We start from the raw sequence: 16894 nt of genomic DNA, 5'->3' as shown, positions 1-16894 counted from the left end.
TCGCCCGCAGCAACGATGAAAATCGCAGAGAAGATAGTGGATTCACTGGCTCTGTTGACGTGAAAGAGCGAGTAGTGCCCCGCTCCACGCATACACCAGCTCGGCGTCGGCGACCACAGATCCGACAGTTCGGTCGGTCTCGAGACTCCACTGGAGCTGACCATCGCGACTGAATGCGTATACGTGGTTGTCGTTCGACCCCGCGTAGACACCTCCATCGGCCAAGCTCGGTTCGTACACCGTGCTGTTCTCGTCGGTGAACGTCCACCGTTCTGCGCCGTCGTCCGTCGCGAGGGCAATCAACCGACCACCGTCGGTGCCGTTACAGCCTAAGAGGCTTTGTTGAAATCCTCAATTGCTGATAGTTTGTTGAGGCCGTGCTGAATACAGTGCGCAAGTCAGTCACTCCACGACTCAGTCCATAGGATGACGAATCAGTTGTCCGTGTTCGACCTTCATACACCGGTCTTGGACGACTTCAATTCCGCTTGCTTCTGCTTTTTGAACCGCCTCGTCGTTTCGGATTCCGGGTTGTATCCAGATTGCCTTCACGTCGTCTCGGTCGAGTGCCTGTTCAACAATTCTAGGAACCTCATCGCTCGGTCGAAAAATCTCGACAATGTCAATCGGTTCAATAACGTCGGCCAGGGAGTCGTACGCTTGGATGCCGAATATCTCGTCGGCGGTTGGGTTGACCGGACGAAGTTCATATCCGTGGCGCTGAAGATATGCTGGCACGATGTGCGCTGGTTTCTCGTAGGATGTCGACGCCCCGACTACGGCGACGCGATTGTATCCAAGAATCCGACGGAGCCCGTCGGCGTCTTCGATGGGAATGCACCCGTTAGCAAGAGACAGAAAATCAGTGTTCCGCCGGAAACCCTGCCCCGTTGTTCAACTAACTGCGCTACGACCGGCCTATCCTCACTCCACATTGGCGGCTCTGATATTCTAGCCTCCATCTTCCAATTGTGCGGCGTCGAAAACACTTACCGACACCCCACTGATGAATGCGGTATGAAGACTGTCTTTCACCTCGCAGATGGAGACGACGACATTCAGGACGCAACGATTCGGTATGCTGGAGGAATCTTCGACGACGACTCCGTGGAGATCGATGCCGTTGCAGTCGTGGCAAACGCCGCTGGTATCGACCTCGTTCGAGCGAACTCCACGTACGCCGAGGATATCGCCGAGCTGTCCAAAGGCGACGTTCAGTTCATCGCGTGCGAAAAATCGATGCAGGCAGCAGGATTAACAATCGACGATATTCACGACGCAGCTGAGACTGCCCCAACGTCAGTCGGTGTGCTGACCAGACTACAAGACGAGGGGTATCGCTACATCAAGGTCCCGTGAGTGACTGGCTCCAGAGAATCGCAACGCAGTGACACGGATGTTACCTAGTTCGACCGGTGTCTCCACTACCTTTACTTCCCTCTCTTGTAAAAAATAGACAATGCTGTACGACCACGTCGCTACTCTCGACCTCCAGATTGAGGACTATAGTCTCGAACAACTCGAACGAGACACGTCTAGTGGTTTCACCCGAGCAACGACTATCGTCTCGTTACACGGCGATGGGAGTACTGGACGTGGCGAGGACGTCACATACGACAACGAGGCACACGACATACTTCACGACGCCGAAACGGAATTTCCCATCACGGGCGAATACACTCTCGGCGAGTTCTCGGACCAACTCTCTGAGATTGAGTTCTTCTTTGGTGACGAACCGGGACAGTCAATTTTCCACAATTATCGGCAGTGGGCATTCGAGAGCGCTGCGTTGGATCTTGCACTCAAACAGGCCGATACGAACCTCGCCGAGCAACTAGGGCGTACGTACGAGCCGGTCCGGTTCGTTGTGAGCACGCGTTTGGAAGAGCCACCAACTGGGGATCGAATCATCGATTGGCTCAACCGGAACCCTGAGTTGGAGTTCAAACTCGATCCAACGTCTGAGTGGAGCCAAGCGGTCATCGAACGCCTTGCGGCGACCGATGCAGTTCAGACGCTCGACCTGAAGGGCCAGTACCATGGGACGACGGTCGACCAACCAGCTGATCCGAAGCTGTACAAACAGGTCATTGAAGGCTTCCCTGAGGCGCTCATCGAGGATCCAGAACTGAACGAACAGACACAACCACTGTTCGAAGGAGAGGAGGCCCGTGTGACATGGGATTACCCGATTCGTGGGGTTGAGACGGTGAAGGACCTACCGTGGGAACCTGAGTGGCTCAACATCAAACCGTCGCGGTTCGGGTCAGTGCAGTCGCTCTTCGACACGGTTGACTACTGTTGCGAACGCGAGATACAGATGTTCGGTGGTGGCCAGTTCGAACTAGACGTCGGTCGCCAACACATCCACGCGATCGCGTCGCTGTTCTATCCGAACGCACCGAACGACGTGGCTCCGAAGGCGTATAACGACCCAGAGCCGAGCACTGATCTCCCGTCGAGTCCACTCACACCACCGACTGCCCCTCGAGGGTTCTCCTGGGAATAGGAACAGACTGCAAAGGATTCGACCAGTTGAGCCGTTGCTCTTCAACGCAGAAACCTCGGTTACCAGTGCGTCGAGAGGACATACCGACCACTGTCGTGACTACTCACAACAGAATTTCTGCTGCATACACCCTCTGTATCTTGCACGTTGGTTCTATCAGTTCCAGAGGATTTCAACAGAGCCACTCTTCGATACCACTCACTCGTGACCGACTTGCGCCCTGTATCTTGCACGGAGATCCTGTCAATAATTGAGTATTTCAACAGAGCCGCCTAAGAATACACGTTCGTCGCCGACGACCGGTCGCGTCCCACGTTTCACGGTGGCTGGCGTCTCGACACGCCACCGGACGGTACCGTCGACACGATTCCGCGCGAGCAGCTCTCCCATCCGTCCAGGGTCTGGAGCCGTCGCCACGTAAACTGTGTCACCATCGATGGTTGGACTGCGCGTCTCCACCCCTGTGCGATGCTGCCAGCGCTGCTCGCCGTCGGTGCTGAATGCGGTGACAATGCCGTCAACCCGATTGGTGAGGACGACCGTTCCCCCCGCGACCGCCGGTCGAGTCAGCCGCTCCCCACCGGTGGGGACACGCCAGTCGACCGCACCGGAGGCGGCGTCGACGGCGAGCAGGTCGTCACCGTTCGCGTACACCCGGTCGGGGCCGACGGCGACGCCGCCCCGGAGTGACGCCTCGACGAACCACTCCCGGTCGCCGTCCGACCGGCGCAGTGCCCGCACTCCGTCACACCCCGCCACGTACACGCGTTCGCCGTCGGCGGCGAGTTCCGTCGAGAGACACAAGCTACCGTCGCGCTCGGCGTCCGCAGCGAACTCCTCGGCGTCCCACCCAACCGTCCACTGCGTCTCCCCATCCGCCGGCGAGAGCGCGTGTAATCGCAGCCGATCCATCGCGTACAGCATCCCGCCGGCAAGATAGGGCCGACCACCAATCCGTCGTCGCCAGCGAACCCGTTCCGACGACGGGCCGAGCTGGCCAACACAGCCCGTACCGGCCCCAGCGAGGAGCGTGCTCACAGACCCGAGGACGCTACGCCGAGAGACCATACCCACCGTAGCTGTCCGTCGGTTGAAATAGCGTTCGTCATATCGCTCGGCTGGGGCGCTGAAGCTTCGCGCTAATCAAAGCTGGCACCCTTACTCAGCAGAGATCCCTGCAGAGTCGCTCTGAACTGGTATGTTGTGACCACCGCCTATCCGATTTTATTCACTGACATTTATCAAAACTGCTAAACAACGCTATGTGAACGAGAGGATTTCAGCAGAACCGATTCAGTCTACGAATTCAACGACGTCCGCGAACCCGACATTCTCTCGCACCGTATTCAACTCGATTCGGACCTTGTCGCCTTGCGACGCCTCCGGCACGATCACAACGTAGCCACGGTCAACCTTTGCAATCCCATCACCTTCCTCACCGGTCGATTCGATAACTACTACTCGTTGATCACCTGCTTCGACAGGTGGGCCGTTGTATATCTCTCTTGCTTGTTCCCTGTTGGCTGCAGGGCGTTGTGGAGAACTCTCGGGTGTTTCAGTATGTTCTGAGTCCTCTTGCTCGATTTGTGAGAGTACTGCTATTCGGTGAACAGCTCCTTCCCTCACACCCCCGTGTTCGATTTCTCGCTTCGGAACCTCTACTACATACTTGTCCCCGCGCGTTTCGATTTCTCCCGAGTACACTGTGAGAAGTTCATCAAAAATCTTCATTGAATTGTTTCGGTATATACCTATGTCATTATTATTCTTTCGGAAAACCGGATACGTGGTGGTTGTGAGAGAGAAATTGACGCTTGGGGAGGAACTCATTCTTATGAGGTCCACCTTAGTGGATATCCTGTAGTAGCTGGCTCTTCCAGCAGCATCGCGTTTCACTCAGTGATATTTGGAGGCGTCCATTTACATTCGATTGTGGCGCTGTGAGAGTATGGAGCGTACGATATTATGCGTTGACGAGCGTTCGCGGCTGGACGCTGTCACAGACGCGATCGCTGCCGAGGACACTCTCACACCTGAAGGAGTGACCACAGTCGAGGAAGCAGCAGAACGAATTGCTGATGGAGATGTCGCTGGCGTCGTGACGGGATATGACCTGCCAGACGGTTCGGGGATGGAAATCATCGAAACACTCCGCCAGGAAGCACCGCAGACCCCCAGTATCCTGTTTACAGATGTCCCGCCAACTGAGATTGATACTGCAAGGTTCAACGAGGTTATTGTCGAGTACCTCAGCCGTGACCTGCCGAATGCTCACGACCGGCTTGGCCTCGTCGTAGAGGACGTCCTCAATCACGCAGTCCAGGTGGGGTTCCTCACCCCCGAAGACGAGCACGAGCGCCTCACGGCGCTTGATGAGTACGACGTGGAGACGCTCCCAATCGAAAGCAGCTTCGACCGTCTTACCGACCTCATTGCAAGTCACTTCGACGCGGCTATCGCGTTTATCGGACTGATCGAACAAGAAGAGGAGAACTTCCTCGCGTGCCACGGGGCTGACCTCGATACGATGACTCGCGAGGAGACGATGTGTACTCACTCGATGTTGCAGGAGGACGTGATGGTTGTCCAAGACGTCCGCGAGGACAAGCGCTTCTCTGAGAACGGCGCGCTCGAGGCGATGGGGATTCGCTCGTATGCTGGAGCGAATATGACCACGCCCGACGGCCACGTTATCGGACAGGTCTGTCTGATCGATTTCGAGGTGCGTGATTACGATGCAGGTGAGCGAGCAGAGCTGCAAGACTTCGCCGAGACGGCAATGGAAATCTTAGAACTCCGGAGGCAGGTTCGTGATAGTGAATCAGATGAACCTGTAGAAGAGAGCAGTGAGGTGGCCGCATGAGTCTCTCTGCAAGCGACCAATTCGTCGTCGGCGACCTGCCGGTAGACGGACTTGACTCTGGCTCGAGTATCCTGCTCACGGGCGATGACTCACGAGCGCTTGAGAAAGCGTTCTATCAGTTGGTGGCACCTGGTGACGACGAGCAGGCTGCTGTTCTCGCGACCGACACACAGGGCCGGACAGTCAAGCGCAAACTGGATCGCGTTGAACGTGGTGCTGGCGATCGTACCTCGGTGTTGGCTGGAACCGGTCGCGAATCTGATGGCGTGCAGTCCATTGATGACTTGGGCGAACTCAGTGGTCTCGGGATGACGTTCTCATCGCTGGTCACAGAAGCGCAGCTAGGGAGTGGTCGCTTTCGCTCGGGCATCCTGCTGTGCTCGTCTATTTGTTCGGCCGCTGATGACATTCGCTCAGTGTACCGGATGCTGAACTCAAATTTCCTTCCCGACCTTCGTCGCGGTGACGGCGTCGGCGTCTGCGCCCTCGATACGAGTGCGGACCTTGGCACGGCAAGCTCCTCTATCGTGAAGGGAATGAGCACTTCCTTCGGTGCGCACATCGAGGTCAGTACGAGTGGCCGCGAGGTTGTCCTCGACCTGTCTGAAGTTGGTGGGCCTGCTGACGCTACACTGTAGGCGGCGTTCTTGCTCAGGTGCGTAAGCGTGGGTGTCGTCGACTGCTAACTTCCATCCCGATTTCCAAACCCAAAACGGGGGGGTTGTGGAAGAAGAAGAACTGATTCTTGAGGCTCTGTTGAAGTACTTCTGCGTTGACATTGAGAAGAGCTCCTCTTCCCACCAGTTTTGGTCGATCCTGTTAGGAACTAGCCTCTCAGCAAATCGCAAGACGTGAAGAGGGATTCAACAAAGCCGTAGATTTCAATCACTCGAAGCGGCCCCTTCCATCAAAGCACTTTTAGTCAGTTATCCTACTTAATGGATAGAATGCCAACCACTCTGGATCCGCAGTGGACGGACCGGTCCGATACAATGCGGGTCCTGGACCCACTGGGTGCAGAATCAACTGAATCTACCCTCCAATCGCGGATGTTCCATCCAGTACTTAGTATGGCAGTAACCCAGCGACTCCGGTATCTTTCGTTTTGGTGTTGGGTGACGGCCAACCTCGATGGTGAGCCACCGACTGACCGAGCACTCTACGAGAAGGTAGTCCTTCTCGGTAGTGACCCACACGATTGCTCAGAGGCGGGCCCGGGAACAAATGGGACATTGAATCCATCAGATGAACTGGCAGCAGCACTCGCTGATGATGATGTCTCGGCAGTCCCGATAGACGCCGAAACAATTTCCATTGGCAGTGAGGACACCGCTCGATTCAACTCATATTATTCGGGTGTCTTCTACAATCTCTTGCTGCTCGAAAATGACCGAACAGTCACTCCACTCGGGCAAGCGCTCGCTGACGCCTATGACGAGGCAGTAACCTTCGACTTCGAGCAGGTACAGGAGGCAGCCGAAACTGAATCACTCTCCAGGTCACTGATCGACGAGATTCGAACCTCCGGTTGCTTCTGCCAAATCTCCGAGCAGGAGCAAGCTGTCCTGCGGAAAGCGTACTGGTATCTTGTGTCACCGACAGTCGAGTACGATGAGCTCCAATTTATCGACGCACCCGGGCAGAGTGGGTTCGAGCTGCAGGAGTTCCTTCGTACGGATTCCAAACAGCTCGAAACTGCAAGTATCGAGGCCGAACTCCTCGGCGTCAGCGCTGCAGATATCGAGACAGGGAGTGAAGATCTCGAACAGTTCTTCGAAGAAGGTCGACACCGATTCGTCCGGAGTTCACTGACACTGTTGTTGGCCACCGGTGATTGGGTGGATCGGCGTCATACTGAAACGCCCCCATTCGACCAGCTTGCTGATGCACGTGAGGTCTGGCGACTGTTGGTGCACGCTGAATATGCGTCGTATGGCATTCAGGCGCTGTTTCTTGCGGTTCAAGCAGTCGTCCGAGAACTAGAACCTGTTGTGCCGTCACGGGTACTCTCGACTCTCTTCGAGCACGATTCATTCGACGCCGTCGCTGGTCGTGCGCTCAACGGACTCGACGTAACTGTCGACGCGGATGCTGACCGGTCAATATTGGAAGGAATTCGTGACGCCGTGTATTTCGGTGAGGCACCAGCCGGTGCGCTTACGACGACATTGTCGGAGCAACCAGGATCCACAGATCGGTCGTGGGACGATGTCAAAACCACACTCACCGATGCAGACGACCAGGCAAATCCCACCTCGCCGTTCAGTCTCACTGGCCACAGCGAGCGTGCCTACAAACACCGATTACAATCCGTGTTGTCGGACGCGTCTACAATCGCTGACTACCGAGAGGTTGCCGCACTCGCCGCTGTGTTGCTGGCACGGGTCGCCACAAGACAAAATCAATATTTCAACACAGAGCCGCTTGCACCATTCCTTGCGTGGTTCTCGACAGCCCATAGCCATCCTGGAGCCCAGACGTGTTGGGAGGTGAGCGATGATGGAACGATGATCGCACCGCTTGCAACGGACCGAACGGAGTGGGACGGCTCACACTTTGGGTACACGGCAGCTGCGTTCACCCGACGGTGGACGATGGCGGAATATTTTGACCGACTCTTCCGAAAAATCGGCGCCTCGAATGGTCGAAGCCCACAACTGCTTCATCTCGATACTGACGGGACACTCTCCTTTGATTACGCCGTCAACGACGGTAATCTGTACAGCTATGGGTCACCAAATGCGCCAACGATCAAGTGGGATCGACTCGGCGACATTGGGTTTGAGCTCGGACTATTCGAGACAAACAGCCTCAGTTCACTCTCATTGACTGACGATGGACGTGCGTTCGTCGACGACTTGCTGGAGGGATCCGTATGAGTCTGCTTGAATGGTTGGCGAGCGATGACCGCGTGATGGAGGGGGCAATACTGACGACATTCCCCTTCTCGCCCGGCTTCTTTGAGCGATCAGTCCTCCCAGCACTCCGCTCGAAGCGACGCAGTATCCGAACAGCTGTGTTGGTCGACGAAGGTCAGTATGAGGAGTCAATCACCTCTGATACACCAACAGAGACGCTTGGACAGGCGACTGGCAACGCAGTCGGGCAGGCGTATCACTTCAGTCCGATTCAGCCTCCGATCAACCGGACCTTCCATCCGAAAGTGCACCTGCTCACGGGTGAGAATCGTGTTCAGGTGATGCTCGGAAGTGGGAATTTGACCCACCCAGGGCTGACGACAAATCAGGAGATTGCGACACGGTTCACCCTGCCCGCTGAGCCGGATGACGATACGAGCGCGGAATCGACAACACGTGCGATGAAGGCAAGTCTCTACCAAGACCTCGATGACTTTCTGCACGAACTTCTGGCGAGTGAGTTCGGCCAGACGGTCGATTCAGCGACTCAACAGACGATCGACCATACCCTCGATGCTGGTGACTGGGTGTACGACATTGATACGGCCCAGGCGGCAGATTCTGCAGAGCCGACGCAGCTGTTCCATTCACTCACCCAGCCGATTCTGGAGCAGGCAATCACGACGATCGACGACCGCGGAGAACAGCTCCAGACTGTGGACATCATCGCTCCATTCTACGGTACCTCGATGCGGGTCCCTGAGTACTTCAGCACGCAAGGCATCGAGACGACACTCTGGTTACAGGCAGCGCAGACACAACTCGAATCGAACGCACTCGCCACGTGGTTACAGGGGGGTGGCACGGCTGCCCGCGAGTACGAGGGCAATCGGTATGTCCACGGCAAGCTGTTGGTGCTCCGCACTGAGACAGCCGCCTACTGTTTGAGTGGTAGCCCGAATGCCTCTCAAGCGGCTCTGCTCTCGGCCGCAGACTCTGGAGGCAACATTGAAACAGCACTCTTCCGTCGGAAGCCAACTCCCGATGGGTTCGACTATTTGCTCAACGCAGCACCGTTTGACACTGCTACGTCAACCAATGCGGAGGTATTTGAACCAGCCGACCTCGGGAGTTGGTTCGATAAAGAAGGAGCGAGCACCGTTGATGACCCCGACCCAACTGTGCGGCTCACTAACGCTAGCTATCATCGCTACGGCTCATTCGATGGTGGCAAGGTCAAACTCTATGGCCAGGTGGCCGCTGAGCTCAAATCAGTGCTTGACGACGGTAACGGAACGCTCCATATCGAGGCTCGTGAGGATACAGCAACTGACACCTACGGGCTCTCCGCACTGGATTTAGAATGGATACACGACGCTGAGGGGTCCGAAGCTGACGATCTTCATCGGTTCGAGTACACAAGTAGGTATGTTGAGCAGAAAGGACATAGCCCGTTCAAATCAGGTGGGGTGGCTCGCCTGAGCGTCGGAAACACGACGTCAAATCCACGATGGGTCCAAGTGTACACCCCTGACAGTGACGCGCCAACCTCAGAGGAAGTGACTGATTCAGGGACAACCGCAGTCCCTGAGCAAGTGTTTGGGTTATATCTCAGCGAGGGTGAGGATCGAGAAACGATCCACAATTCGCTTTCAGCACTGCTGCAGGCGTTGAAGTCGCGGTCTGCCCCCCAAGAGGCTGCGGAAGCTCGTGATTCAGAAGAATCAGATACAGGGGCTCGTGGCGGGCTCCGCCTGACGGATTGGAACACAGGGTCGACACAGGACCGACAAGACCTGCTGGCTACGTGTCTACAGAACTGGCAAACAGAATTGCGTACGTACGTCAAACAGACTTCGCAATCGGAGCCGTGTGCAGCGGCTGTCGGACATCGGCTTCGGGCGATTAATTCTGTGTCGCTACAGTTACTGATTCTCGATGCAGCGGTACCGGATGCAACGGTTCCGAAACAAGAGGTTGTGAACTGCCTGCACGACGTCTACACTGAACGCGCTAACGGCCGTATCAGTGGCCTACTCGAGCAGTACTTGTACAACCTGAAACGTGGAAAGCCTGCCTCAGAAGTCCCAGAAGAGATTTTTGAGACACTCCAATCTGAGCTGGTGTCGCATCTTGTGTTTGGCGCAATCGTGATGGACGCTCACCTCGCTGATGACACCGACCAGTACTACAAACAGTACGGTTGGGCGTTCGAGCAGCTGATCAACGAATGTTGTCCCGCTGAGCACCCGCCTGTGGAGTGGTTCAGTAAATCGGGGATGAACGAACTTGTAACGCGGATTACTGAGGATACCGCGTCGCTCAGAGACACACTTGAAAATAGCTCACGATTGCGACGACACGCGGACGCTCGATACCTTTCAGAGAGTCGGCTGCGAGATATGACCATAGAGTTGCTGACGCGCTCAGTGTTGTATGCTGGTCCAGAGGCGATCCGTGCACTGCGAAACGCCGGGCATTCGGATGGCAATCTCGAGCGCATCTTTGAGCAGCGGCTGGAATACCTTCCAGGTGACAAACGGCGACTCGTCGAGTCTGTACTCTAACTCAATTTGTCTCTGTTATAAGCATCGAAAGGTATGAGAAAATTCGTGCCGAATAGAGAGGCTGTATTCAGCAGCCCACTGCTCTTCGATACATCACTTTTGAGTTTGGCCGATAGGAAGGTGCTGCATATTTTCAGCACTGTCGACATCCTTTTCGGTGGCATTCACTTGAACCGGCATAGTGCCTAGCAAGTCAACTCGAGCGACGCTGGAGACAGTAACCACAACACATCTCGGCCGGATGAACGGCAATGATCGGCCCGAGTCGAATCACTTCGTCGAAGTTGTATTCGCAGACGCAGGCGCACCGGAACCTCTGGTGCAGTACCAGTGGGGGATGATGAATTTGGCTGGACTGTCGTCAGTGCAAAAGGCAGGAGCTGTCGATTTCATCGAAGCGCACGATCTGAAGCTCACCAGCGAGGGAGACAATTACGTGACTGTCGAGGGTGTCACGACAGCCGACTCAGAGCAGCTCACAGCGCTCTTAGAGGAGGCTCTTGAAGAGGTCTATGAGATCACACTCGGAGATGTCGACACCGTTCGAGAGCGGGAGTTGTAGTGCTGTAGCGACTGTTCTGTTGAAGCCTGCAGCAGCGTACCGCCACCGATGGGCGAGGGTGTCAACTACCCCACCCTACTTCGCTCACCCTGACGGGTTCGCTCGTTGAGGGTGGGGCTTGTCCGTGAACTCGGCCTCAAACCCTTCCGGGTGGCCGGTGAATCCGCCACTCGGTGTCACAGTTCCAGACTTCAGGGCAAGTTGGCTGTTGCCCGTCCGCCGAGACGACTGTTGGCCTCGACGGACGTACCGCATCCCGATGTTCTTCGCCGCGTTGTAGTCCGCGTTCGCTTCCGACTCGCACTTCACGCACCGGAAGTCGTTTCGAGTCGAGCGATTCTCGTCCGCCGTGAACCCACACTCGGCGCACCGCTGCGACGTGTACGCTGACCCGACCTGCTTCACCGCGATACCTTCCGCTTCGGCTTTGTACTCCACTTGTTCGTACAGCGTTCCGAACGCCCACTTGTGACCCCACGACGCACCTGTGCGGTCGCGGATGTCGGTCAAGTCCTCGAAGGCTATCACGTCGCACTCGTCCCGGAGTGCTTCGTCCACGATGGCGTTCGACGCTCGGTGGAGTACGTCACGGACGTAGCGAAGTTCCCGGCCACTCGACTGTTCGAGTGTACGGTGGGCACTTCGCGTGCCGGTCTGCTGGAGTCCAGCGCGTACCTTCTCGAACTCACGGAGATTGTGGGTCAACTCCCGCCCGCTGAAGAAGTAGGCAGTGCTGGTGACTGCGAGGTTTTCGATACCGAGGTCAACCCCGAGAACCGTTCCGTCCTCGGCGGTGTTCCGCTCGGTGTCGTTCTTGGGTCTGCGGAAGCCGATGTGCAAGAGGTAGTCGCCGTCACGGGCGGTGAGCGTGCTTTCTGTGACACTCCACTCGTTGGAGTCGAGGTACTGTCTCTGGTAGCCATCGTCGGCGTCGGGGAGGGCAAGATCGCACCGGACGCGACTCTCCGTGGTGGAGAGCGACACGGTATCGTCATCGAATAGCGTCATTGTCCGGGTGTCGTACTTCACCGTGGGTGCGGTGAAGGTGGGCTTGCTGACTTTCTTGCCTTTCGCCTTCCGTTCGATACAGCCGGTGATGGCTTGGGCTGCTTGGTGGGTGGCGAGAATCGCGTGCTGACTCCCGAGGTCGGTGTGTTCGCGCACGTCGTCGTAGGCGAGGGGCTGTACGTCGCTCTTGGCGTTACACTTGCCCCACGCCATATCCGTGGCGAGTTGGCAACCACGCTTCCACTCGGAAATGGTTTCTTCGAGCAACTTGCGTTGCTCATCATCTACCGAGAGGCGGGTGATTGCCGTCCGACGCACGTAGTCGCCTGGCACGTATTCAATGTGGAAGTATGGCAATTTATAGACCGGTGTTTGTGGCCAATACAAACGCGCTCCTCCCCTCCCTACTCGCTCCCTTCGCTACGCTTCAGTCGCTCCTTGAGGAAGGGGACTCCGCGCTAACGCTTCAGTTGAACAGCACGAGTATCGAATCACCTTGTCGTCCGTCGGGTGTCGCCGACGCGATTATTCAAGCGGTTCGAGTTTTGTTCAGAGTAACAAACAATTCTACTCCCGGTGGCGTTGTCAGCGGATTCAATCTACCACAAAAATAACTAGAGTCCCGAGTTACAGGAATTCGCTCACCTCATCGGGGGTTGCCACGTAATACTTCCCCGGGATCTGGTTGTCGTATTCCTCGACGAACGTCTCCAGTTCTTCCGCGTCGCCCTTGCCGTCGGGGACGACGAGAACGCGCCTGTACCCGCTGACGCTGAAGTTTTGCATCTGTAAGACCGCAGCTGCCGGCTCGTTCTGGAGCGAGTCAGCCGTCTCGACCTCGATAATGAGGCTGTTCGCGAAGCCGGACTTCACGACCACGTCAGGGATGTGGGTGAGGCCGTCAACCTCACCCTCTGGGTTCGGGATCTCGTCGCGATGTGAGAGGTGATCCGCGTACAAATTTGCTGATTCAGGGACCTCGTCGACAAGTGCGTCGTGCGTCTGCTCGACGACGTCGTGGTGGTCCGCGACCGATTCTCCCCGGATCTTGTTGGCGATGGCGAGGCCGACGCCAGCTGCAGCGATTTGCCAAACCATAGTTCTCAAGCCTCCGTCTCACTTTCATAAGGAGGCAACTTGTCGGTAGGATGCCACCCAGATAGTTTTATCGTGGCCACTGGAGCTTCGCGAAGTTTCTGAAGCTCATCAATCCGCTCCAAATCCGAAATAACTCTTAGTGACTCGGTTTGCTTTTCCCCGAAGTAGGCCCCGTCAAGGTCGGTTCTCCCTCTTCGGCAGACGGATTCAACGACGAACAACCAGCCAGAGAGCCTGTGAGTCAAACGGCGGCTTTGAGCAAAAACGATCGACGGTCATCTCGTTCCATTATCACAGATACCCTGAGTAATCGGGAAACTCCCGTATTTCAAAAAGAAACGGGGAATACGGGAACTTTTTCCATTGTGGTTAAAGACTTGTTAAATTTACATATAGAAATGGAATTAATGCACGCAGCAAAATTATTCTTCGAGAGTGTGATTACCAGTTTGTCGAGGAAGCAACTGGCGGTTACGCGAGGCTTCGACCGCAACTCGACATCCAGCGAGACCTAGACGAGGAAGTTCACCAGTAGCCACATATTGTAGAGGAGTACGGCAAACCCGAAGTTGAACAATATCACCTCGAACTTCTTATTCGTCGTCCACGCGGCGAACACTTCGATCTTCTTGTACGCGAGTGACAACACAGACCTGAGCCCCTGAATTCGGCCGATTTCCGGCCGCTTCTCACCGACCCCCCGTTTCGTTTGGAGTTCTCGTACGCTGACTGCTGGACCCGAGGACTACTCTTCACACTCGAACCGAACCCCGGGGGGAGTTCTGTTCCCGCTTAGATTTGTGGCTGAGGCCACCCCCACAACAGACCACCGCCTCCCCCCATAGTCCCTCCGTGGTCAATTGCATATATTAATTAGGTATAGATATTTCCGATGAACTGATTTCTAATGGTAGTTCAAATGTGAACTTGTCGTTTCCATCACCCCACACACCTGATGCAACGAACTCATAAGGACTGCTCTCTGTGTCCTCAAACTGCAACGGCACAGAAAACACAACCGCGAACGGAGCAGAATTCCAACTCACACTAGTGATTGTATCATATTCATTTCTACTAGTCTCTACATCTTCACCCAACGACGCGATTATTCTACCATCACCCATCAGCGGTTGAACAATATGCTCGTATGCTCCAACAAACACGCTTGTCAACGGAGTCACCCCCAGAACATCATACACAACATCTTCACTACGAGCATTTGCTTCCACTTCGTCTATCGATATTGGTACAAACTTGTCAGCGAATAGATTCTGCACAGGAATATCAGAGGCAAATCCAGCGGCGGCGAACGAAGCCATGTCATAGTGCCTGACGTCGTTACTCCTTTTTGAGTGATATGTCTGAGTATTTTCGTACAGGACTTCAACATCTTCAGGAACTCGTAGTGAACAGCCACCATCCCCGAGATCATCTACATCTTGTCCAAATTTTGGGCTGTCTGCTCGAGAGATCCCGACCTGGACTATTTGCGAGGTTCGATTTCCTTTGCTGAATGTGCGCCAGACGGACACCTCACCTTGCATATCCGAGACAGTGGTCGGTGGATACAGTACCTGGTGTGCAAGCGTCATTGTTGATTGGCTGTCTTGATCCCAAAACTGATCGGAATCGCGGAGAATCGAATCAAACCATGGTCCAGAGTCAGATTCGCTGTTTTTTGACGCTATTGCTAGTATCTGATTAGAATACCGGCTGCGGAGTTCGCTCAACTCTGAATCGGGAATTGGTTCAGTAGCGGACTCGTCAAAGGTTGCAACTCCGCCGGAAGATGTAGATGATTCAGATATCTTTTCCACATTGTCTTGATTTACATCATCTACAACGCTACTCACAGTTTTTGTACCTACTGAGATATGGTACAAGCCTACAGTAGCGTCTGCCACAGCATTACTGGAGAACGGGCCCCGAACTGCCACCGAAAAGTAACTATTCGGCTCGCTCACCGTGATCGGTTGGTCCGATGTATCAAGACGAGTCGAAAGGTTGTCCGGGTCACTCTCTTGCCAAACACTTGTTATTAGCGTGTAGTCTCCAGTAGGCGCATCAGCCGGCAAAGTAAGTGAAAGGTCTACAGAAACAGTTTCACCGGGACTGATTGTTACTGATTGTCCGGTCGATCCATCGTCGTCGTACACTGAATTACTACCATCTGGGGTTGCTGAATACCCAACAAAGAACGTGTGCTCATCGCCGCCCGTATTCTCAACAGTAGTCGTCGCCTCGACCTCACTACCAGGCGAGAAGGAGCCACCATTCACTGTGAATGATTCAATTCTTGCATCGATATCCGGCTCACCGTCTGGCCCGGTCTCTGTTGTCCCCCCTGAGTCGGAATTGTCCAGTTGCCAACCGATCTCGCGTACATACGCAGTCCCAGATCCGGGCCAGATCGCAGTTCGGAGTGCAAACCGGGTCCCAGCGGACCGTTCCTCCTTTGTCGTGAAGCTGAGTTGATGATCCCCGTTCGAGGGGTGCCTCAGATGTGCTACCCTTTCACCAGCGATTTGCAACGAGACTCCACCACAACAGCTGAGAGAACCTGCCGAAACGACATCAACTGTAAACTCGGTCCCCTCTGGTATTTGCGTGGCCGTGTCCTGGTATATAATGATATTCGACGGTGCACCGGAAACTGACATTTCAGCAGACCCGCCGTATTCACTCGTCCACTCAGCGCTACCGCGTGCTTGGTTATCGGGGTCGTTGTATGTGACCTCCCAGTTGGATAAGCTGGAGTCAAAGCTTGGATTTTGAAGTAACTGTGGTTGGGCGGACCCCGAGAGGCCAGACGCACCAATAAAAACGGTTGCACCGATTCCTTTCAACGCTGCACGACGGAGTACTGATGTGGATTCAGATGTCAACTTACACTTTCGATTCTGGCGCGCACGCTCGTGTTTGTTGATATCATTTGCCATAGCTCGGGGACAAGCATACTCGGTACATCATTATGAATCAGCGGAATCTTTCACATAATTTGTGATAGTAAGTTGGTATTTCTAATAGTAGCAAATAATTCTGAGGGACAGCCGAGATATACACCAACACTACATGTAGACTCTGAGTTGCAGAGAAGGATACTTCACACGGGGACATATGCAGTCAGACTTCCCGCCCAGGAGCAAGCCATCCTCAGGGCCTAGATTCCGGAACCTACTGAACGGGTCTTCCACTTGCAACCTCCATAGCTCTCACAGGTGGCAAGTAGATATGTCTCGGCCGGCGAAGAGAGAGAAAGGAGCGGGAGGGATGCTACGCCCTCATACAATTTCTTTTTCGGGTGGTTCGGTACACCCTCGAGATTATTCCGCTCACCACGTTGCCACTCCTGCTTTCGGTTCGTTGCCCACGAGGTTCCGTAGCCGGCCTTCGCGGCCGCATCCTTCTGACTCATACCCTCAGAGTCGT

Annotated in this window: 15 protein-coding genes and 1 pseudogene; 7 read left to right on the top strand and 9 right to left on the bottom strand. The window is 55.1% G+C overall.

Features of this window, described 5'->3' with window-relative positions; translation table 11 throughout:
- Nucleotides 1-42 precede the first annotated feature (42 nt).
- Together P0D77_RS16630 and P0D77_RS16625 are read right to left on the bottom strand one after the other, a co-directional pair.
- Nucleotides 43-309, bottom strand: a pseudogene (locus P0D77_RS16630) (outer membrane protein assembly factor BamB family protein); the annotation flags it as partial.
- Between the two features lie 105 nt (nt 310-414).
- Entirely contained in the window at nt 415-837 is a 423-nt protein-coding gene (locus P0D77_RS16625) for a CoA-binding protein (protein WP_277556259.1), read from the bottom strand.
- A gap of 180 nt (nt 838-1017) precedes the next feature.
- On the opposite strand from P0D77_RS16625, the gene P0D77_RS16620 reads away from it, so the two are divergent.
- Nucleotides 1018-1359, top strand: a complete 342-nt coding sequence (locus P0D77_RS16620; protein ID WP_277556258.1) for a DsrE family protein — start codon at nt 1018-1020, stop codon at nt 1357-1359.
- A gap of 100 nt (nt 1360-1459) precedes the next feature.
- On the top strand, nt 1460-2509 hold the full coding sequence (locus P0D77_RS16615; protein WP_277556242.1) for an enolase-like domain-containing protein: 1050 nt from the start codon (nt 1460-1462) through the stop codon (nt 2507-2509).
- Between the two features lie 243 nt (nt 2510-2752).
- On the opposite strand, the gene P0D77_RS16610 is transcribed toward P0D77_RS16615, so the two are convergent.
- Together P0D77_RS16610 and P0D77_RS16605 are read right to left on the bottom strand one after the other, a co-directional pair.
- Nucleotides 2753-3577, bottom strand: a complete 825-nt coding sequence (locus P0D77_RS16610) for an outer membrane protein assembly factor BamB family protein (RefSeq protein WP_277556240.1) — start codon at nt 3575-3577, stop codon at nt 2753-2755.
- Nucleotides 3578-3802: 225 nt separating this feature from the next.
- Nucleotides 3803-4405 (bottom strand): TRAM domain-containing protein, encoded by a 603-nt coding sequence (locus tag P0D77_RS16605; protein WP_277556239.1) that lies wholly within the window; start codon nt 4403-4405, stop codon nt 3803-3805.
- A gap of 52 nt (nt 4406-4457) precedes the next feature.
- On the opposite strand from P0D77_RS16605, the gene P0D77_RS16600 reads away from it, so the two are divergent.
- The 5 genes from P0D77_RS16600 (at nt 4458) to P0D77_RS16580 (ending at nt 11359) form a co-directional block, all read left to right on the top strand.
- Nucleotides 4458-5372, top strand: coding sequence for a GAF domain-containing protein (locus P0D77_RS16600; protein WP_277556238.1), 915 nt, complete (start codon nt 4458-4460; stop codon nt 5370-5372).
- The gene (locus P0D77_RS16595; protein WP_277556237.1) at nt 5369-6010 is read left to right on the top strand and encodes a DUF7504 family protein; all 642 of its coding nucleotides are present in this window, start codon (nt 5369-5371) and stop codon (nt 6008-6010) included. Before P0D77_RS16600 ends, P0D77_RS16595 begins: the two co-directional genes overlap by 4 nt.
- A 432-nt stretch (nt 6011-6442) precedes the next feature.
- Complete coding sequence (locus P0D77_RS16590) at nt 6443-8251, top strand: hypothetical protein (RefSeq protein WP_277556236.1); 1809 nt, start codon at nt 6443-6445, stop codon at nt 8249-8251.
- Nucleotides 8248-10797, top strand: a complete 2550-nt coding sequence (locus P0D77_RS16585; RefSeq protein WP_277556235.1) for a phospholipase D family protein — start codon at nt 8248-8250, stop codon at nt 10795-10797. Before P0D77_RS16590 ends, P0D77_RS16585 begins: the two co-directional genes overlap by 4 nt.
- 181 nt (nt 10798-10978) lie before the next feature.
- Entirely contained in the window at nt 10979-11359 is a 381-nt protein-coding gene (locus P0D77_RS16580) for a hypothetical protein (RefSeq protein ID WP_277556234.1), read from the top strand.
- 84 nt (nt 11360-11443) lie between these two features.
- On the opposite strand, the gene P0D77_RS16575 is transcribed toward P0D77_RS16580, so the two are convergent.
- The 5 genes from P0D77_RS16575 to P0D77_RS16555 all read right to left on the bottom strand — a co-directional run bounded on the left by P0D77_RS16575 (nt 11444) and on the right by P0D77_RS16555 (nt 16880).
- Nucleotides 11444-12700, bottom strand: coding sequence for an RNA-guided endonuclease InsQ/TnpB family protein (locus P0D77_RS16575; RefSeq protein ID WP_277556233.1), 1257 nt, complete (start codon nt 12698-12700; stop codon nt 11444-11446).
- A gap of 294 nt (nt 12701-12994) precedes the next feature.
- Complete coding sequence (locus P0D77_RS16570) at nt 12995-13465, bottom strand: hypothetical protein (RefSeq protein ID WP_277556232.1); 471 nt, start codon at nt 13463-13465, stop codon at nt 12995-12997.
- A 511-nt stretch (nt 13466-13976) separates the two neighbouring features.
- Nucleotides 13977-14114: a hypothetical protein gene (locus P0D77_RS16565; RefSeq protein ID WP_277556231.1), complete on the bottom strand. Its 138-nt coding sequence runs from the start codon at nt 14112-14114 to the stop codon at nt 13977-13979.
- Nucleotides 14115-14334: 220 nt separating this feature from the next.
- Nucleotides 14335-16404: a COG1470 family protein gene (locus tag P0D77_RS16560; RefSeq protein ID WP_277556230.1), complete on the bottom strand. Its 2070-nt coding sequence runs from the start codon at nt 16402-16404 to the stop codon at nt 14335-14337.
- A 221-nt stretch (nt 16405-16625) separates the two neighbouring features.
- Entirely contained in the window at nt 16626-16880 is a 255-nt protein-coding gene (locus tag P0D77_RS16555) for a hypothetical protein (RefSeq protein WP_277556229.1), read from the bottom strand.
- Nucleotides 16881-16894: the final 14 nt, after the last annotated feature.

The sequence above is a fragment of the Halobaculum limi genome (genome assembly GCF_029490015.1).
GTDB lineage: Archaea > Halobacteriota > Halobacteria > Halobacteriales > Haloferacaceae > Halobaculum > Halobaculum limi.
Note: the sequence above shows the minus strand (reverse complement) of the source record. Positions and strands in the feature narration are given on the sequence as shown.

Excerpts from the sequence above, each read along its gene's own strand:
- P0D77_RS16570 (WP_277556232.1), bottom strand. The coding sequence starts at position 13,465 with ATGGTTTGGCAAATCGCTGCAGCTGGCGTCGGCCTCGCCATCGCCAAC.
- P0D77_RS16610 (WP_277556240.1), bottom strand. The coding sequence starts at position 3,577 with ATGGTCTCTCGGCGTAGCGTCCTCGGGTCTGTGAGCACGCTCCTCGCT.
- P0D77_RS16585 (WP_277556235.1), top strand. The coding sequence starts at position 8,248 with ATGAGTCTGCTTGAATGGTTGGCGAGCGATGACCGCGTGATGGAGGGG.
- P0D77_RS16600 (WP_277556238.1), top strand. The coding sequence starts at position 4,458 with ATGGAGCGTACGATATTATGCGTTGACGAGCGTTCGCGGCTGGACGCT.
- P0D77_RS16620 (WP_277556258.1), top strand. The coding sequence starts at position 1,018 with ATGAAGACTGTCTTTCACCTCGCAGATGGAGACGACGACATTCAGGAC.
- P0D77_RS16555 (WP_277556229.1), bottom strand. The coding sequence starts at position 16,880 with ATGAGTCAGAAGGATGCGGCCGCGAAGGCCGGCTACGGAACCTCGTGG.
- P0D77_RS16560 (WP_277556230.1), bottom strand. The coding sequence starts at position 16,404 with ATGGCAAATGATATCAACAAACACGAGCGTGCGCGCCAGAATCGAAAG.
- P0D77_RS16590 (WP_277556236.1), top strand. The coding sequence starts at position 6,443 with ATGGCAGTAACCCAGCGACTCCGGTATCTTTCGTTTTGGTGTTGGGTG.
- P0D77_RS16615 (WP_277556242.1), top strand. The coding sequence starts at position 1,460 with ATGCTGTACGACCACGTCGCTACTCTCGACCTCCAGATTGAGGACTAT.
- P0D77_RS16595 (WP_277556237.1), top strand. The coding sequence starts at position 5,369 with ATGAGTCTCTCTGCAAGCGACCAATTCGTCGTCGGCGACCTGCCGGTA.